This is a genomic window from Flavobacterium defluvii (genome assembly GCF_900129555.1).
GTDB classification, from domain to species: domain Bacteria; phylum Bacteroidota; class Bacteroidia; order Flavobacteriales; family Flavobacteriaceae; genus Flavobacterium; species Flavobacterium defluvii.
This window is the reverse complement of the sequence record NZ_FQWC01000002.1, coordinates 552556-569022: the sequence shown is the minus strand read 5'-3', so window position 1 is coordinate 569022 and position 16467 is coordinate 552556. Positions and strand designations below refer to the sequence as shown.

At 32.6% G+C, this 16467-nt stretch carries 17 protein-coding genes; 9 read left to right on the top strand and 8 right to left on the bottom strand.

Annotated features, from left to right (window positions below):
* The first annotated feature begins 134 nt into the window (after positions 1–134).
* Entirely contained in the window at positions 135–917 is a 783-nt protein-coding gene (locus BUC29_RS06695) for an SDR family oxidoreductase (RefSeq protein WP_073414590.1), read from the top strand.
* Between the two features lie 20 nt (positions 918–937).
* Positions 938–1261 carry a nuclear transport factor 2 family protein gene (locus tag BUC29_RS06690; RefSeq protein WP_073414588.1) on the top strand — a complete coding sequence of 108 codons (324 nt, stop codon included), beginning with the start codon at positions 938–940 and terminating at the stop codon, positions 1259–1261.
* A 47-nt stretch (positions 1262–1308) separates the two neighbouring features.
* On the opposite strand, the gene BUC29_RS06685 is transcribed toward BUC29_RS06690, so the two are convergent.
* Entirely contained in the window at positions 1309–1599 is a 291-nt protein-coding gene (locus tag BUC29_RS06685; RefSeq protein ID WP_139260421.1) for a hypothetical protein, read from the bottom strand.
* A gap of 83 nt (positions 1600–1682) precedes the next feature.
* Positions 1683–2852, bottom strand: coding sequence for a zinc-dependent alcohol dehydrogenase (locus BUC29_RS06680; protein WP_073414583.1), 1170 nt, complete (start codon positions 2850–2852; stop codon positions 1683–1685).
* Between the two features lie 799 nt (positions 2853–3651).
* Here BUC29_RS06680 and BUC29_RS06675 point away from each other — a divergent pair.
* From BUC29_RS06675 to BUC29_RS21480, 5 genes are all read left to right on the top strand, one after another.
* Entirely contained in the window at positions 3652–6888 is a 3237-nt protein-coding gene (locus BUC29_RS06675) for a CheR family methyltransferase (RefSeq protein WP_073414580.1), read from the top strand.
* Positions 6889–7098: 210 nt separating this feature from the next.
* On the top strand, positions 7099–9243 hold the full coding sequence (locus tag BUC29_RS06670) for a catalase (RefSeq protein ID WP_073414577.1): 2145 nt from the start codon (positions 7099–7101) through the stop codon (positions 9241–9243).
* Between the two features lie 16 nt (positions 9244–9259).
* A complete protein-coding gene (locus BUC29_RS06665; RefSeq protein WP_073414575.1) occupies positions 9260–9859 on the top strand; it encodes a YciE/YciF ferroxidase family protein in 600 nt (199 codons plus the stop codon).
* Positions 9860–10038: 179 nt separating this feature from the next.
* Positions 10039–10179, top strand: a complete 141-nt coding sequence (locus BUC29_RS21485; protein WP_167369521.1) for a hypothetical protein — start codon at positions 10039–10041, stop codon at positions 10177–10179.
* A 19-nt stretch (positions 10180–10198) separates the two neighbouring features.
* Entirely contained in the window at positions 10199–10549 is a 351-nt protein-coding gene (locus BUC29_RS21480; RefSeq protein ID WP_073414572.1) for a hypothetical protein, read from the top strand.
* Between the two features lie 18 nt (positions 10550–10567).
* On the opposite strand, the gene BUC29_RS06655 is transcribed toward BUC29_RS21480, so the two are convergent.
* Entirely contained in the window at positions 10568–11035 is a 468-nt protein-coding gene (locus BUC29_RS06655; protein WP_073414569.1) for a hypothetical protein, read from the bottom strand.
* Between the two features lie 469 nt (positions 11036–11504).
* On the opposite strand from BUC29_RS06655, the gene BUC29_RS06650 reads away from it, so the two are divergent.
* Positions 11505–11711, top strand: coding sequence for a hypothetical protein (locus BUC29_RS06650; protein WP_073414566.1), 207 nt, complete (start codon positions 11505–11507; stop codon positions 11709–11711).
* Between the two features lie 19 nt (positions 11712–11730).
* Here the strand turns inward: BUC29_RS06650 and BUC29_RS06645 are convergent, their stop codons facing one another.
* Positions 11731–12291 (bottom strand): hypothetical protein, encoded by a 561-nt coding sequence (locus BUC29_RS06645; protein ID WP_073414564.1) that lies wholly within the window; start codon positions 12289–12291, stop codon positions 11731–11733.
* A 181-nt stretch (positions 12292–12472) separates the two neighbouring features.
* Between BUC29_RS06645 and BUC29_RS06640 the strand changes: the two genes are divergently transcribed.
* Positions 12473–12877 carry a helix-turn-helix domain-containing protein gene (locus BUC29_RS06640; protein ID WP_073414562.1) on the top strand — a complete coding sequence of 135 codons (405 nt, stop codon included), beginning with the start codon at positions 12473–12475 and terminating at the stop codon, positions 12875–12877.
* Positions 12878–12942: 65 nt separating this feature from the next.
* On the opposite strand, the gene BUC29_RS06635 is transcribed toward BUC29_RS06640, so the two are convergent.
* The 4 genes from BUC29_RS06635 to BUC29_RS06620 all read right to left on the bottom strand — a co-directional run bounded on the left by BUC29_RS06635 (position 12943) and on the right by BUC29_RS06620 (position 16341).
* Entirely contained in the window at positions 12943–14034 is a 1092-nt protein-coding gene (locus tag BUC29_RS06635) for a protein kinase family protein (RefSeq protein WP_073414560.1), read from the bottom strand.
* Between the two features lie 3 nt (positions 14035–14037).
* Positions 14038–14451, bottom strand: coding sequence for a DUF3010 family protein (locus tag BUC29_RS06630; RefSeq protein WP_073414558.1), 414 nt, complete (start codon positions 14449–14451; stop codon positions 14038–14040).
* Positions 14452–14548: 97 nt separating this feature from the next.
* A complete protein-coding gene (locus tag BUC29_RS06625; RefSeq protein WP_073414556.1) occupies positions 14549–15724 on the bottom strand; it encodes a hypothetical protein in 1176 nt (391 codons plus the stop codon).
* 320 nt (positions 15725–16044) lie between these two features.
* Positions 16045–16341, bottom strand: a complete 297-nt coding sequence (locus BUC29_RS06620; protein ID WP_073414554.1) for a hypothetical protein — start codon at positions 16339–16341, stop codon at positions 16045–16047.
* Between the last annotated feature and the right edge of the window lie 126 nt (positions 16342–16467).

Below are 16467 nucleotides of genomic sequence, written 5' to 3'. Positions count from 1 at the left end.
AATGCAAAATTAAACTATATCCCAATCTGTGCAATAGGGGAAAAATTTATCCCTATATGAATCGTAACTCCGTACTTGTGAGGAACTAACATACTTCGGAGATTTGTACAAAAGAAATTTAAATCAAAAATAAGATGGATTATCAAAATGAATTATCAGGCAAAATCGCTTTAGTAACAGGAGGCACTAAAGGAACCGGAAGAGCAATTGCTGAAAGACTTTTAAAAGCAGGAGCAAAAGTTATTATTACAGCAAGAAACGCACCGGAAAAAGAAAACAGCAATCTGCATTTTATCCCTTCGGATTTAAGCAAGGCAGAAGGAACGCAAAAAGTAATCAGCGAAGTGCTGTCGACTTATGGAAGACTGGACATTCTTGTAAACAACCTTGGTTCTTCGGTAACACCTGCCGGGGGCTTTAATGCTTTAAGTGATGAGGACTGGGTATCAACTCTACAGGCGAATCTGCTTGCTCCTGTTAGGCTGGACAGAGGATTTTTACCACAAATGTTAGATAATAAAAGCGGTGTTATTATTCACATAGCTTCTATTCAGGGCAAACTGCCTCTATATGATTCAACTTTACCATATGCGGCAGCAAAAGCGGGATTGATAAATTACAGTAAAAGTTTATCAAATGAAGTTACGCCAAAAGGTGTTCGCGTACTAACTGTTTCGCCGGGATGGATTAATACAACAGCATCAAAAGCCTGGCTGGGCGAAATTGCAAGAAACGCAAATAGTACAGTCGAAGAAGCTAAACAAAGTGTTATGGATGCGCTTGGCGGAATACCGTATGGCAGACCTGCCGAACCGGAAGAAGTAGCAGAATTAGTTGGTTTTCTTGTTTCTCCAAGAGCCAGTTATTTATCGGGAACTGAATATGTAATTGATGGCGGAACGGTGCCTACAATTTAATAACATTAAAATTACTAAAAATGAATTTACCTAAAGTAATAACAGAATTAATTAATGCACAAAACAACTTTGACAGCATTGCTTACGCCGATTGTTTTTCTGAAACTGCCGTTGTGTTTGACGAAGGGAAAACGCATAAAGGAAGAGTTGAGATAGAGCGCTGGATTGATCACTCAAATAAGAACTATCAGGCAGTAATGAAACCTCTTGAATATACAGAAAATGGTACTTCGAGTGTTTTAACTGCAGAGTGTTCGGGTACTTTTGACGGAAGTCCTATTATTTTACAATTTCATTTTGATATTGTTGACGGACAAATTGAGTCTTTAAAAGTAACTGGTTAAAACCTAAATAAAGAGCGGCTTAATATAGGCCGCTCTTTATTTTTTATTTACTTTTTAACAGAATCAGTTTTAATATTCTGATTTCCTTTTTGTGTAGAACCCGCCGTTCCTGATCCCGTAGAACCTTCTCCCGTTGCTCCGGTTGTTCCATTCTGGCCATGCTGACCCGAATTTAGAGTTGCTGACGAATCTATTGCCGGACCTACAGTATCAACAGACATATCCATACTGTCCGTTTTAGAACCAGAATCTACTTTATTATTTTCATTCTTACAGGCAGAAAAAAATACTGCCAAAAGTATTACCATTAGTATTCTAAACTTAAATAAGGTTTTCATAATTTACTTTTTTACAAATTAAACTTCAGGATAAAACAATCATTTTCAACATATTCTGTATTTCACAATATCAACTGCATTTTTTATTTCCAAGGATCTAAAACTACCTTGACACAGCCATCTTCTTTCTTTTTAAAAATATCATACGCATGTGAAATTTCAGATAAAGGCAGTCGGTGCGTAATAATATCATCCAGTTTCACTCTTCCCTGCACAACATAATCTAATAATTTATCAATATGTTTATGAGCCGGCGCCTGTCCGCCTTTTAAAACAATTCCTTTGTCGAAAAACTGCCCTAACGGAAAATTATCATAATTAACCGGATATACTCCTAATACCGAAACAATTCCACTTCTTCTAACAGCGCTCATACAAGCTTCAAGGACTTTTATAGAACCTTTTTCAAAATTAATAGTGGCTTTAATTCTGTCTGTCAAATTTCTTTCAGGTTCAAAACCAACAGCATCAATACATACATCGGCCCCTCTTCCGTTTGTTAAAGCCCTAATTTGTTCAATCACATCTTTTGGCCCATCTTCCCAAAGAATAGTCGTCGCCCCGGTTGTTGCTTTCGCTTTGTCTAATCGGTATTGCAGCGTATCAACCACAATAACCTGAGCAGCTCCGCGAAGCCATGCACTTTTTGCACTCATAATACCTACAGGTCCAGAACCAAAAATGGCCACTGTTTCACCGCCTTTTACTTCTCCCCAATCAACTCCTGTATAACCTGTCGGAAAAATATCTGTTAAAAACAAAACCTGTTCATCTGATAAATCTTCAGGAACTATTCTCGGCCCGTAATTCGCATAAGGAACCCTCACATACTGCGATTGTCCTCCGTCATAACCACCATACAAATCGGTGTAACCAAAAAGCGCCCCCCCTTTTTCAGTCAAAATGCCACCTTCGGGGCCATAATGTTCAGGATTACTGTGTTCACAATTTCCGGGAACATCATGATTACAGAAAAAACAATTTCCGCATGCTATCGGAAAAGGAACCACAACACGATCTCCTCTTTTTAAATGTGTAACCGCCGAACCGGTTTCTTCAACAATTCCCATAAATTCATGACCTAAAACCATTGGCCTGGGCTGCGGAAGGCCTCCTGAATAAATATGCAAATCTGAACCACAAATTGCCGTAGAGGTTACTTTCAAAATAATATCGTCTTTTTCTTTTAATATAGGATCATCTACTGTATCGTACTTGATAGAGCCGGGACCATGTATAACCGCTGCTTTCATAACATTTTGTTTTATAATTAATTACGGCTAAGTAACTATTAATAAAACACTTAAGATTACAGTATTTATTTTAATCCTTACATAAAACGCTACTGGTAATCCTATAAAATTTAAAATGAAAACTAATAATTTAAAATTATAGGATTCTGTATAAAACATGGGAATTATAAAAAATAAAGAGTACAATTCTGAAAACAAAACATAAAAAGTAAGTTTATATTTATGATTTGGAATAAAAACGATCTTTTAAAAGCATCATCACTTATAGTAATACTGCAATCGCCTGATAAATAGTCCAGAGTGTGAATTTACAGTATCTATAACAGCAATTGTTTAAATCAAAGTATTAATGTAAAGACGATAAAGTCTATATTATAATAAAATAGATTTTATCGACTGAATTAAAATCATAAAAACTATGGTCTTGTTCCGTTAATTGAATCTTTATCCTGTTGAGTCGTGTTTACTTTAGACTTTCCAGTTTTTCTTTCTTGTCAGTACGCTGCTTGTTGATTGTATCCCCTTTTCTTGTAATGGGGCTTGTTTAAGTTTTTATTTTGTGTTTATTCTTATGAATAGTATCAGTACTCTGTTTTTGTTTGCAGGCGATCCCTGCGCTGATGCTAATCCAAAATATAAGAGCATATAAAAGCTTAAAATTAAATTTCTCATAATTTTAATTAATATTTTGATTTTCAAAACAATACTATTTTTGTTTCACTGCAAATTTTAGTGTTTCGCTTACCTTTTTTTCACCAGAAAACATTTAAATTATAAGATTGCCATAAAAGTTTAAAAAATGAATACTAAAACAGCAATAAAAAAAACAATATCAAATTCTAATTTTCCTGTTGTAGCAATAGGAACTGCTCCAGCGCAAATTGATTTATTAAAAAAAATAATTTCAGATTTTCCTGCAGATTCAGGAATGTCCTATGTCGTTTTCGAAAATTTATTTTCCTCACAAACTCCTAATCTTGCCGAATTACTTTCAAGAAATTCAAAAATTTCAGTTGTAGAAATCGTTCATGACATTAATATACAAAGCAATACAGTTTATGTAATTCCCGAAAATAATTTTTTAATTTGTGAAAACGGTTCGTTAAAACTTCAGCCAAAAACGCGAACCAGCAGAGTAAACAACGGTCTCGATCTCTTTTTTGAAGCTATATCACAAACCTATCAAAGTTATGCAGTTGGTTTAATGCTAACCTGGACAACGATTGACGGATCGGCCGGGCTTAAAAAACTAAAAGAAGCTGGCGGATCGACAATGGCAGTTCTTTCTAAAAAAGGATTTATACAAAACGCCGATACATCTGAATATATCGACTATTTTACAAATCCTCATGAGGTTTCAAACAAGTTACTTCAGATATACGAAAGCAACATAGCAACACATTCTTATGTAGAAGAAAAAAGCACACTACAGGAAGAAAAACAGCTGGATGAAATTATTAAAATATTACTTTTAAAAACAGGTACAGATTTTCAGCATTATAAGCACACAACATTACGAAGACGTATTTCTAAAAGAATGGTAGAAACACGAACAGAAACCATTGAAAAATACATTAATTTACTAAAAAACAATCCTATAGAACAAGATTTTTTATTTAATGATATCCTAATTCCGGTAACTTATTTTTTCCGTGACGAGGAGTCTTTTAATAATTTATGCAAAAGTATCTATCCCTTTTTAATAGAAGATCTAACAACCAATACATTAAGAATTTGGTCTGCGGGATGCTCTACAGGTGAAGAAGCATATTCACTGGCAATTTGTGCACACGAATATCTGGAAGAAATCAACCGAAATGATATTAAGGTACAAATCATCGCTTCAGATTTATCAGAAAAATGTATTTCAAAAGCACGGCTTGCAATTTATACAGCTCAGGATGTAAAAAACATTAGCAGCCAGAGACTTGAAAAATATTTTATCAAAAGAGATAACAGTTTTCATGTCAACAAAGTAATTCGGGATATGTGCGTTTTTGCCGTTCACGATTTAACAAAAGATGCTCCTTTTTCAAAAATTGATTTTGTTTCCTGCCGGAATGTTTTAATTTATTTTAATGCCGATTTAAAAAATCAGGTTTTGGCATCATTCCATTATGCGCTTCGTGAAAAAGGTTTTTTGTTTCTTGGAAAATCAGAATGGGCACAGCATGTTCCCCATTTATTTACGGATGTTGACAGATACGATAGAATATATGTACGAAAAAAAGCCGTGCAAAAACTTCCCAAAGAAATATTTGGTCCTTCTAATCGAAATATTTTAAATAAAATAAACCAAATTAACGACATTCATGCTGTCGAAAAAGATTATAGAAAAATCGCTTCGGATATTTTGCTGGAACATTTTTCTCCCCCGGCGGTGATAATCAACGAAGATTTAGAAATTGTGCATTTTCATGGCGATACAAGTCCGTTTTTACAGCCAGCGCCCGGAAAACCAAGTTTTAATCTTTTAAGTATGATACCGGATGAAATGGGTTTTGAACTGAGAAATAATATTTTAAAAGCCAGAAATGAGAAAAAAAATTTTTCAGGAAAGTTAATGACAGTAAAAAAACAGTCTTTTTTAACATCTTTTGAAATTGTTTATCTCCCGTCGCATACAGAATTGCTTCTTATTGTTTTCTGCAAAGTACAGGTTAATTCTGCAGGATCAGGAAACCATTCGTCGGAAATAGAAAAACAATTATTTCAGCTTCGCGATGAATTTAAAAAAGTGACCGAAGAACAGCAGATTTATTTTGAGGAACTCCAGACAACAAATGAAGAACTGGCTGCCAGTAACGAAGAATTACAAGAAGTAAATCATCAGCTTGAAAATTTTACTCAGGAACTACAGTCCAGCAACCAGGAGCTTTTGTGTTTAAATGATGAATTAAAGGACCGTCGTGAAGAATTGGCATCAATGCGAAATTTTTATGAATCGATTGTAAAAACCATTCGCGAGCCTTTATTTATTGTTGACAAAAACTTTATTATTAAAAGTGCGAATCCTTCTTTTTATAATTACTTTAAAACTACAGAAGAAGAAACAGAAGGTTTTTCAATTTTTGAGATAGGAAATTCACATTGGAACATTCCTGCTTTTAAAGAAGCTGTATTAAAAAAAACGGCTCAAAACAATGTTGTAGAAAATTTTAAAATACAATTTCATTTTGATCTCATTGGTAAAAAAACAATGCTGATAAATGCCGCGCCTATAATTGATTCGTTTCCAAACGGAATGACCTTAATTGCGCTTGAAGATATTACAGATTTTGAACAAAGCAGGCAGTCTTTAAAAGTAAAAAATCAGGAGCTGCAAACTTATAATAAACAATTAGAAGCCTTTACATCTGCAGCGAGTGAGAATTTACTTGAGCCTATTCGCAAAATTTCTATGTTTGCCAAAAAAGTTTTGGATACCGAAAAAGCATTAACAGAAACCGGAAAACACAATTTAAACCGCTTGTTAAGCTCTACTATGCATTTAAATCAGCTTATTGAAGATGTAATTGATTATTCTAAAATAAACTTTGGCCAGAGCGAACTAAAAAATACCGATTTGAATGCACTTTTAAAGAAAACAATCATTAGTTTAAGACCCATTATCAATCAGCAAAAAACAGAAATAGAAATAAACAAACTGCCTGCGCTGGATATTATTGCATCTCAAATACAGCAGCTTTTCAGCCATTTGATTACCAACTCTATTAAATATGCAAAACAAGACACCACGGCAAAAATCAGAATTGGTGCAGAGGAAGTTTCTTCTGATGAAATAATTGATTTTGGAGCTGATCCTGAAATTAATTATATCAAAATTTTTGTTGCTGATAACGGAATTGGTTTTCATAAAAACTTTGAATCCCTCATTTTTAACCCTTTTTACAAACTCGAAAACAATGCCGAACAATACAGCAGCGGACTTGGTTTGACATTGGTTCAAAAAATCGTTTATAATCATAAAGGTTTTATAAAAGTCGTCAGCGAACCCAATAAAGGCACTACCGTTTTTATATATCTGCCGTCTTAAAAATCAAATTTGCTAACAAATAAATCTCCTCAAAATGGAGATTTTTTTATTTTATGGCAATTGTAGAATAAACAGAAGTAATTGTATAAAAAAACCATTTTTTCAAAAATTAAATTTGGTTAAATGTATAATTAACGGTCTATAACTACCTAAAAACCTGAAAGGTAAGATCGTGTTTTTATATGAAGTTTTTAACTAATAAGAAACACCATGAAAAACTTTCAAGACGAAAAACAACGAGATTTATCCATCAATAAATCGGATGGAACAAACAAATTTTTAACCACAGATCAGGGCGTGAAGATTAATGATGACAATAATTCACTTAAAGCCGGAAATCGCGGCCCGTCATTATTAGAAGATTTTATTTTAAGAGAAAAAATTACGCACTTTGATCATGAACGAATTCCGGAAAGAATCGTACACGCCCGCGGTTCAGGAGCTCATGGATTTTTTGAAGTAACAAATCCAATTCCAGAATTAACCAAAGCCGGATTTCTTCAGGAAAAAGGACAAAAAACACCTGTTTTTGCCAGATTTTCTACTGTTGCAGGATCAAGAGGTTCTACAGATTTGGCAAGAGATGCAAGAGGATTTGCGGTGAAATTTTATACCCAAGAAGGAATTTATGATTTGGTTGCCAATAATATTCCGGTATTTTTTATTCAGGATGCTTCAAAATTTCCTGATTTAATTCATGCTGTAAAACCTGAACCTCACAATGAAATGCCGCAGGCTGCCTCGGCACACGATACTTTTTGGGACTTTATTTCGCTTATGCCGGAATCTATGCACATGATAATGTGGGTAATGTCTGATCGCGCTATCCCAAGAAGTTACAGAATGATGGAAGGTTTTGGCGTTCATACTTTTAGATTGGTAAATGCTCAGGAAGAATCTGTTTTTGTAAAATTTCACTGGAAACCAAAATTAGGAACACACGCTGTTGCCTGGGACGAAGCGCAGAAAATTTCAGGAAAAAATCCCGATTTTCACCGACAAGATTTATGGGAAGCCATTGAAATGGGTAATTTCCCTGAATGGGAATTGGGTGTTCAGGTGGTTCCAAATGAAGACGAAAATAAATACGATTTTGATCTTCTTGACCCCACAAAAATTATTCCCGAAGAATTGGTTCCTGTTACCATTGTAGGAAGAATGGTTTTAAACAAAAACCCTGATAATTTCTTTGCCGAAACAGAGCAGATTGCTTTTCATCCGGGGCATGTGGTTCCGGGAATTGATTTTACAAACGATCCGCTTTTGCAGGGAAGATTGTTTTCATATACCGATACACAATTATCAAGATTAGGAAGTCCTAATTTTCATGAAATTCCAATTAACAGAAGCATTGCTCCTATTCACAATAATCAGCGTGACGGACACATGCGTCAGGAAATCAATAAAGGACGTGTAAGTTATCATCCAAACTCTTTGGGCGGCGGCTGTCCTTATCAGGCAAAAATAGCCGAAGGAGGATTTGCAAGTTTCAACGAGCGTATTGATGCCCATAAAGTAAGAGAAAGAAGCGAGAGTTTTACAGATCATTTCGGACAGGCAAAACTGTTCTTTAACAGCCAGACACCAGAAGAAAAAAGTCATATTGTAAAAGCGCTTCGCTTTGAACTTGGAAAAGTAGAAACGACTGCCATCCGAGTAAGAATGCTGGGTTTATTATCTCAGGTTGATAAGGAACTTGCCGAAAAAGTTGCATTAGGTCTGGGAGCAGCTGTACCTCCAGTTTTAGAAACTCCTATAAACAAAGGCGTATCGCCGGAAACAGAAGAAAACGGAACTCAGGAACCACAAACGGCTGAATCTTCTGTTGAATCTTCGCAGGCTTTGAGTATGGTTAAAAATCCAACAAATTCGCCTACAATCGAATCCCGAAAAGTAGCAATTCTGGTATCCGACGGCGTTTCTGAAGCTTCTGTAATGAATATGAAAAATGCATTAAAAAAAGAAGGCGCAAAAGGCTGCGTGATAGCTCCTCATTTAGGTTCTGTTTTAACAGATACCGACAACGCAATTGCAGCAGAGTTTAGCTTCTTAACTGCATCGTCTGTATTATTTGATGCTGTATATGTACCTCACGGATTAGGGCTTAATGCACTTGCTGAAAATGATGATGCTCTGGAATACTTAAATGATGCTTACAAACACTGTAAAGTAATTGGTGCCGATGGAGAAGCATCAGAAATAATAAATTCCGCGCCTTTTGCAGGAAAAATTACAAACGATGATGGCGGTATAATTCTAACAAGCGAAATTGCCGGAGAAGGATTTGCCCAAAAATTTATTACTGCCATGACCATGCATCGTTTCTGGCAGCGCGAACCAAACCTGTACAATTAATCTAAAAAAAAATAAAATGAAAAATTCAGAAAAACAAGGTCAGACAAATGCAGCAAAACCAAAAGCAAGTCAGACAAAAGACATAAAAAATAATGCAAAATTTAATATCGTAGAACCTGCGCCTGATGCTGCCGAAGAATTAAAAGATCTATTCATAGACAGCTTAAAAGATATTTACTGGGCAGAAAATGCTTTGGTTGGCGCTTTACCAAAAATGGCCGCCAATGCATCGTCATCGGGACTTTCGGGAACTATTTTAGAGCATCTTTCCGTAACTCAAAACCAGGTTGCAAGACTGGAACAAGTTTTTGATTTATTGGGAGAAAAAGTAGAAGGAAAAAAATGCGAAGCAATGGCCGGTTTATTAAAAGAAGGTGATACTATTCTTGTAGAAACTGCTCCGGGCGCTGTACGAGATGCGGGAATTATTGCTGCTTCGCAAAAAATCGAACATTATGAAATTGCATCTTATGGTACTCTGGTTGCTTTTGCAAAAGCAATTGGCGAAAATGATGCAGCAAAATTATTAACGCAAACTCTTGCAGAGGAGAAAGAAGCCGATTGCTTACTAAACGACGTTGCGCTCAATTTAGTAAACATTGTAGCTGCAGAATAATTTAATACTGTTTCTCGCTGCTTTTATTTAAGCCTGAAAACACCTGTACATTGTGCAGGTGTTTTTTGTTACAACATAATAAACATCTGTAAATTACATAATTAGAGTACTGTTATATATAAAAAAATGATGTTTAGGCACTGTACTTTTGGCTATATAACAATCTAAAAAAATATATTATGGCAACTTCAACCACAAAGAAAAGCACAGAAAGTGCTAAGGCATCAGATAAAAAAACTGATAAAAAAGAAACTGCTTCAAAAAGCACTTCTAAATCTGCTCCGGCTGATAAAAAACAAACAGGATCAGCTAAAAAATAACTTTTAAAAAATAGTAATTATGAGTGTAGACGAAAGAGAAAATTACAATCAGGAAGATCAGGATTTTCGAGACAGAGAACAATATCTGGATACAGATATTGATGCACCGCCGGCAGATCATTCAATATCTAATAATGCCGAACCGGATTATGGAAATGATTTGGACACCCGGGAATTTGGCAGCGAGGAATTTGATAACGAAAACCTTGGCCGCGAAACAGATACCGACGAGTTTGACAACGATGAACTTGACGATGACGAACTGGATGATGAATTTGACAATGAAAACATCGACAGTGACGAGTACGACAATGAAGGTTTAGGAAATTTAGATGACGAAGATGGTACTAATCCTAATAGAAATTTATAAAAATAGAAAGCCGTCTGTTTAAGACGGCTTTTTTATAAATTTTGATTCTTTTTCGGATTTAGGGATTTCGTCATTTTGAACAGATTTTTTGCCGAGCCAGTATTCAACAATAGAATTTAATACAGACTTGAATTTCTCTTCATCAAAAGGAGTTATAAAATAACTTTGAGTAGGAATTGAATAAGTATCAATAATAAAACAATTTGCATGCTGAATTGAATAAAATAAACACGGACAGTTAAACTCAAGGCAAATGCTATTGTAATTCTTATAATTATCCTGCTTATTCTCTTCATGAAACTGAAGTACATTAGAAAACAGCAAAAAAAGCTCTGTTTTATTTGACGCTATATAATCCTGTGTTTCATTAAGAGTATTAAAATATAGTAATTCATTGCTTAGATTAAACTCCCAAAAAATCTGCGCAAAAAGATTGCGATCCTCTACATTTTCCTCGATAATTATGATAGGCCCTGTTTTAGTCATGATAATTATCTTTTTAAGTTTATAACTATTGAATATCTAATCTTACAAATTTCCGTATTACATATCCTTCATTTTATATAATTTCTATTCAAAAATTACATAATACCCATGTCTCATCTAAATGTTACAAAAAAGAGACGGGTGGAAAAAGGGAATTTTTAATAGATGATTTAGAAAAATAATGGCACTAACATGGAAATAATATAAATCGAGATCGAAATTATGTAAATACGATTCGGACTCAGAATTAACTTTGCGAACTAATTCTCACAAAAAATAAACGCATGAAAATCTACTATTCGCTTTCATAATTATAATAATATTAGTATCAACAAGTTTTAGCTGCACACTTATTCCTTGTGATGACGAAGATGATAAACGAGATCAAAAAGAAGCTTTATTACAAAAAACCGATACTACAAAAACATCTCAGATTGACTAAGTCTGTTTAACTCTAAAAATTTATATTATGGAAAATTCAAAAAAAACAGATAAAAGTAATCACGGCATTTGTAATACAAAAATTTACCCCGGAGATAATAATGAAATGGTCTGTGTAAAAATCTATCAGGGCGACTGGGGACATTGGGACGAAAAACCAGAGCAAAGCGATTTAGAAAGCGTTACTATTTCGCAGGAAATTATAGAGAATAAAGATGCTGATACGGAAAGTTGATTTATATCTAATGAATATTTTATTTTGTTAGAGAATCAGTCGGATGTTTTTTATGGATTTTCTCCACTCCCCTTTCTCTTATTATTTCTGCTGCATCGAGCATTTTAATGATATAAATATAAGGCGTTGTGACGTCAGATTCCGGATCTTCGGAATGCGGAGACAACGAATGTTCGACTATTTGCGTTAGAAAAAACGTAAATTCTTCTAGCGTTTTTTTATCAAATGCTTTTTGAAATACTACAAAAGGATTTTCATATTCTTCCTTCGTTAAAGAAGAAAAATGAAAAACTTTTTCGCTGCGCAAAGACGCTTTAACTTTCCATTTTTTGCTTTTCTTTTTTAGAAAATAACATACTTTGATAAAAAAGCTAAAAGCTGTATACAATACAAAAACATCCGATGGATTGTCTTGTTTGTAGACATTTCTATTATAGCAGTACATTACCGTTTCGGTTAAATTTTGTTTATAATAATCAAGATCTGCAAAGTCAAAAAAGGCCTCAATTGCTTTAAATGGATTTCCGCCTTCAAAACCAACCCAAAATCCGGTTTCGAAGGATATTTTATTCTTTTTCATACTACGGGGATTTAAAATTGAAGCGCGAAATTCTAATCTTTCAAAAGGATAATCTATTCAAAAAGTGGATATATTACCTGACAAAATTGATGTATTATGGGATATTTTTTTATCTTTGAAACTCAGGATTTTTAATCCAAATGGCTTTATCTTTGAGCTTTTAGAAAAATTGATATTCATTATGGAACAGAAAATACATCAGGGAAGAAACGTAAAACGTTTCAGAGAAATGCTAAACATTAAGCAGGAAGCTCTAGCTTATGATTTGGGCGAAGACTGGAACCAAAAGAAAATTTCTTTGCTGGAGCAGAAAGATGTTATTGAAGACAATTTGCTGAAACAAATCTCTGCTGTTTTAAAAATTCCTGTTGAAGCTTTTCAGAATTTTGATGAAGAACAGGCGGTGAATTTAATTTCTTGTAATTTCTCGGATAATGCAATGTTCAATAACAAGATTGAAGTTTTTAATAACAATCCGATTGAAGAAATCAAAAAACTTCATGAAGAGAAAATTGCTTTGTTTGAAAGAATGTTGAAGGAGAAAGATGAGATGATGGTTAGGTTGGAGAAATTGATTGGGAAATGATTGTTTACATAAGATATATTAAACCAAAAAAAAGAGACTTAAAAGTGTCTCTTTTTTTTGGTTATTTAATCTTTATGTATTCTACTTATAATTGATTCCAATGTTCCATCATGTTTATTGTCTTTTGTCCAATTTACTTGGTTCTTACTCACTTGTAAACAATATCCTTTCTTATCTTCACTTATTCTGTAATATTTTTTATTTTCTTTATTCGCATAAATTTCCTGATTATCTATCCTCCAATCTTTATTTTGTTTTTTCAAATCAAAAAGGTCTTTAATAAATTCTGAGCACGTAAAATACCTCTTATTCAAATCTTTATTAGTAGCCGTCTTAATTACTGCCTTAACTTTATTATTTATATATGCTGGTAAAGAATCATAATCTAGTAATTTATTTTTTACTATTAAGTTATCTATAGCTGAATCTATAAATTGCCATTTTTCAAATTCAGATCCTGAAATCTTTAAAAATTTAGATTTTTGTCTATCATCTAACCATTCAAAAGGTGCTTCTGGAAATTTTCCTCCTAAGAGCTGAAAAAAAATTATGCCTACTTGATATATATCAGATTGTCTATTATAAACATTTTGAACAACAGATTCATTTGGTCTATAAATTTGCGTAGATTTTGACGCAACTACTGAGTTTTCTGCATTTGAAATAAATTTTACCGAACCAAAATCAGCAATATAAGGTGTTTTAGTTTCTTGATCAATTAAGATATTTTTTGGTTTTAAATCCCTATGAAGTAAATTATTTGGATTTTTGTGCAATTCACTCAAACCGTTCAATATTCCTTGTGTGATATTTATAGCATCATAGAAGCTTACAATATTATTATCTTTAAAATTTTTCAAATCACCTCCACTGATCTCTGGTGTTAAAAAATAAGCATATTGCTGATGAATTATTTTTGCATCATAAATTTTTAGAATATTTGGATGTTCAATACTTTTAAGAATTAATGGTTCATTATGAGTTGAAACATCTTTATTATAATAGTAAAACTTTAGTGCTACTCTATCAGATAATAATTTTCTTTCACCAAAATATAATTCACCATTTGCGCCACCGTTAGAATATCTATCTATTACAATATCATCTTGTAATAAAATAAAATCTTTAATTATTTCGTCTACATTTTCGTCGCCCATTATTTAAGAATTTAAAATGTAGTATGCCAATTTTGAAGCTTCCGATTGATAACTAAATTGTGCAGCTATCCCTAAAGTATTTTTTTTATAAAAGGCACTTAAAGTTTTTGGAGAAACAAATTCGACTGGCTTATTTTTATATGCTTGAATAAAACCTTCTAACTTAAAAGAAATTCCAGAAGATGAAAATTGACCTTTTGAGCTTCTTGATAAAATTACAATTTTATCAATCTCTAGAGAATTAAAATGAGAATGAATAGTTTCTATACAATCAATCACTTGAGAGTGATTGTGGTCGTCATCAAGTACAATAGTTTTTACCTTACCTGTACTTTCAGTAATTTGATTATCTGAATCTTTTTCCAAAACAACGAAGATTATTTTATTAGATTTTATTTCAATTGCGCATACTTTCATAATCAATTTTGTTTAGTTTAATTTTATGTTTTTCGGTTTTTATATAATCAACTTCTTATAAATTATTATAATTTATTACAGTTAGCTATTATAATTATTAATCTTCTAAGATTTTAAAGTGCTTTTCCATACTCTCAATTTTTTCTATTTGAAATTTAGCAATACCCAAGCCAAGAGGGAAATATGGGTGAGCATTATTTAACTTATAATAAAAATCGATCACTTCGATCGAAGATTCTATTATATTGAAAATATTCTGATCAAGCATCTTACTATAAATGGCTGTATCAAGAGCTGTTTCTTTTTGAACAGTTTTCTGATGAACAATTTCATTACGCAGTTTTTCTAGATTTTTAAATGTATGCCAAAAAGGTTCCTGCTTTACATCTGATGAATTTAAAATTTTTGGCAATAGTATTCCAACTTTTTCGCTTGTTGTCATCCAACGTTCAATGTTGCTTTTGCTCCAAATTTCTTTTATTCCCTTTTCATTAAATTTTTCATGCTCAAAATCTTCTGGAATTGCTGCGTTTGAAAATGCTTCGACAGCTATATACGAAAATATGATACTAGTTTGTATTTCCTCAAAAAAATCATAAAGGTCTGATGTAGCATCAATGCCTATTTTTTTATTATTTTTAAACTTCGGAATTATTTTAGCATAAATAGATTTTGCTTTTTTGAGAGATTTTTTCATTAAACTTAAAGAAACAGAAATGCTATTTGGAGCAACATAACTTATCTCCTTAGAGTCGATAATAATTTTCTCAGTTGATGCCAAAAAATAAGTTTTTTTTTCTTTTTCCGAATAAAGTTTAATTGTTCGACTATCTCTAATATCTTTACTTAGCCAATTTTCATCAGTTGGTCCTCCAAATTGAAAATCATGATTAAAGTCATTATAATGTGTACTAGTTTTTAGTACAGATTCATGAAAAGAATCTAATACAAATCCTATTATTTCTAAAAGATGTTCTTTTGAAACCTCATGATCAATTTCAAATTTTAATAGTCGAATATCATTAGAAGTCAAACCTATAAATAATTTTGCTGAAAGAGTTTTTTCCAAAACTTTGTCTTGAAATAAAAATGATTTTACACAAAATGTTTCTAAAACTATCCTAAAAGTATCTTTATCTATATATTCAGAATTATCAATTGTCCAAGGGTTTTGTAAATGTCGTTTTAATGAACCAAAATAACGTTTTAAACTTTTATTACTTTTCGGTGTTATTATGAAGTCAGTATAAATTTTTCTTGTCAATTCTCCCATTGTCTCTATTTTTTTCAACTATAACAGTCAAATTATATATATCCTATTATAGTGTGAGTCTTTACTAGTTATAAATGACTATACATTATATAGTGTAGTCTAATATTTAACAATACTACACAAAAAAAACAGTCAGTAATTACGGTTTACCATAAATTTAGAATTGTTTTGTTTAGCGAATTAATTTGTGACTGTGTAGTAAGCAGGAATTTGGAAAACTCTCCAAAAACATCTCCTTTGGTGAGCAGAATTTTTATTTTCCTCCTCAAACTTAACAATATGAACATTTCTAATAATGAAACATTTTCATAAAAGATAAATCACTCATTATAATGTTTTTTCTCGTTGTAATAAGCTACTTCAGAAATTAATGCTGCAACAGCTTTTTTAAGAGTTACTTTATGTCTCTGACAAACATTTTCAATATCTTTTATTGCTTTAGAAACTTCTTTATTTTGATGGTGTAAAGTCGTATTTGGTAAATCATAAATCCAGCTTGTTGGAATATCTAATGCTACGTCCGAATATTTGTATTCATTAATTAAAGTGCTTTTAACCTCTTCCCATTTATCACTTACATCATAAGATAATTGGACTTTTCCTGTTGTTTCTGCCATAACTTTTATTTTAGTGTTTTTCAAATAAACAACTATTAAATAGACAAAACAATACGTGTTTATACTGTTTTTCAGCTACCGTGACATAAGGTTTTTTTTCTTTGCAAATCAATGACAACCAATATT

What these genes read in the sequence shown, in the direction of transcription:
- BUC29_RS06645 (WP_073414564.1), bottom strand. Translation starts at nt 12,291, where the DNA reads ATGAAAAAGAATAAAATATCCTTCGAAACCGGATTTTGGGTTGGTTTT.
- BUC29_RS06640 (WP_073414562.1), top strand. Translation starts at nt 12,473, where the DNA reads ATGGAACAGAAAATACATCAGGGAAGAAACGTAAAACGTTTCAGAGAA.
- BUC29_RS06650 (WP_073414566.1), top strand. Translation starts at nt 11,505, where the DNA reads ATGGAAAATTCAAAAAAAACAGATAAAAGTAATCACGGCATTTGTAAT.
- BUC29_RS06620 (WP_073414554.1), bottom strand. Translation starts at nt 16,341, where the DNA reads ATGGCAGAAACAACAGGAAAAGTCCAATTATCTTATGATGTAAGTGAT.
- BUC29_RS06625 (WP_073414556.1), bottom strand. Translation starts at nt 15,724, where the DNA reads ATGGGAGAATTGACAAGAAAAATTTATACTGACTTCATAATAACACCG.
- BUC29_RS06655 (WP_073414569.1), bottom strand. Translation starts at nt 11,035, where the DNA reads ATGACTAAAACAGGGCCTATCATAATTATCGAGGAAAATGTAGAGGAT.
- BUC29_RS06690 (WP_073414588.1), top strand. Translation starts at nt 938, where the DNA reads ATGAATTTACCTAAAGTAATAACAGAATTAATTAATGCACAAAACAAC.
- BUC29_RS06675 (WP_073414580.1), top strand. Translation starts at nt 3,652, where the DNA reads ATGAATACTAAAACAGCAATAAAAAAAACAATATCAAATTCTAATTTT.
- BUC29_RS06630 (WP_073414558.1), bottom strand. Translation starts at nt 14,451, where the DNA reads ATGAAAGTATGCGCAATTGAAATAAAATCTAATAAAATAATCTTCGTT.
- BUC29_RS21485 (WP_167369521.1), top strand. Translation starts at nt 10,039, where the DNA reads ATGGCAACTTCAACCACAAAGAAAAGCACAGAAAGTGCTAAGGCATCA.
- BUC29_RS21480 (WP_073414572.1), top strand. Translation starts at nt 10,199, where the DNA reads ATGAGTGTAGACGAAAGAGAAAATTACAATCAGGAAGATCAGGATTTT.
- BUC29_RS06665 (WP_073414575.1), top strand. Translation starts at nt 9,260, where the DNA reads ATGAAAAATTCAGAAAAACAAGGTCAGACAAATGCAGCAAAACCAAAA.
- BUC29_RS06670 (WP_073414577.1), top strand. Translation starts at nt 7,099, where the DNA reads ATGAAAAACTTTCAAGACGAAAAACAACGAGATTTATCCATCAATAAA.
- BUC29_RS06680 (WP_073414583.1), bottom strand. Translation starts at nt 2,852, where the DNA reads ATGAAAGCAGCGGTTATACATGGTCCCGGCTCTATCAAGTACGATACA.
- BUC29_RS06685 (WP_139260421.1), bottom strand. Translation starts at nt 1,599, where the DNA reads ATGAAAACCTTATTTAAGTTTAGAATACTAATGGTAATACTTTTGGCA.
- BUC29_RS06635 (WP_073414560.1), bottom strand. Translation starts at nt 14,034, where the DNA reads ATGGGCGACGAAAATGTAGACGAAATAATTAAAGATTTTATTTTATTA.
- BUC29_RS06695 (WP_073414590.1), top strand. Translation starts at nt 135, where the DNA reads ATGGATTATCAAAATGAATTATCAGGCAAAATCGCTTTAGTAACAGGA.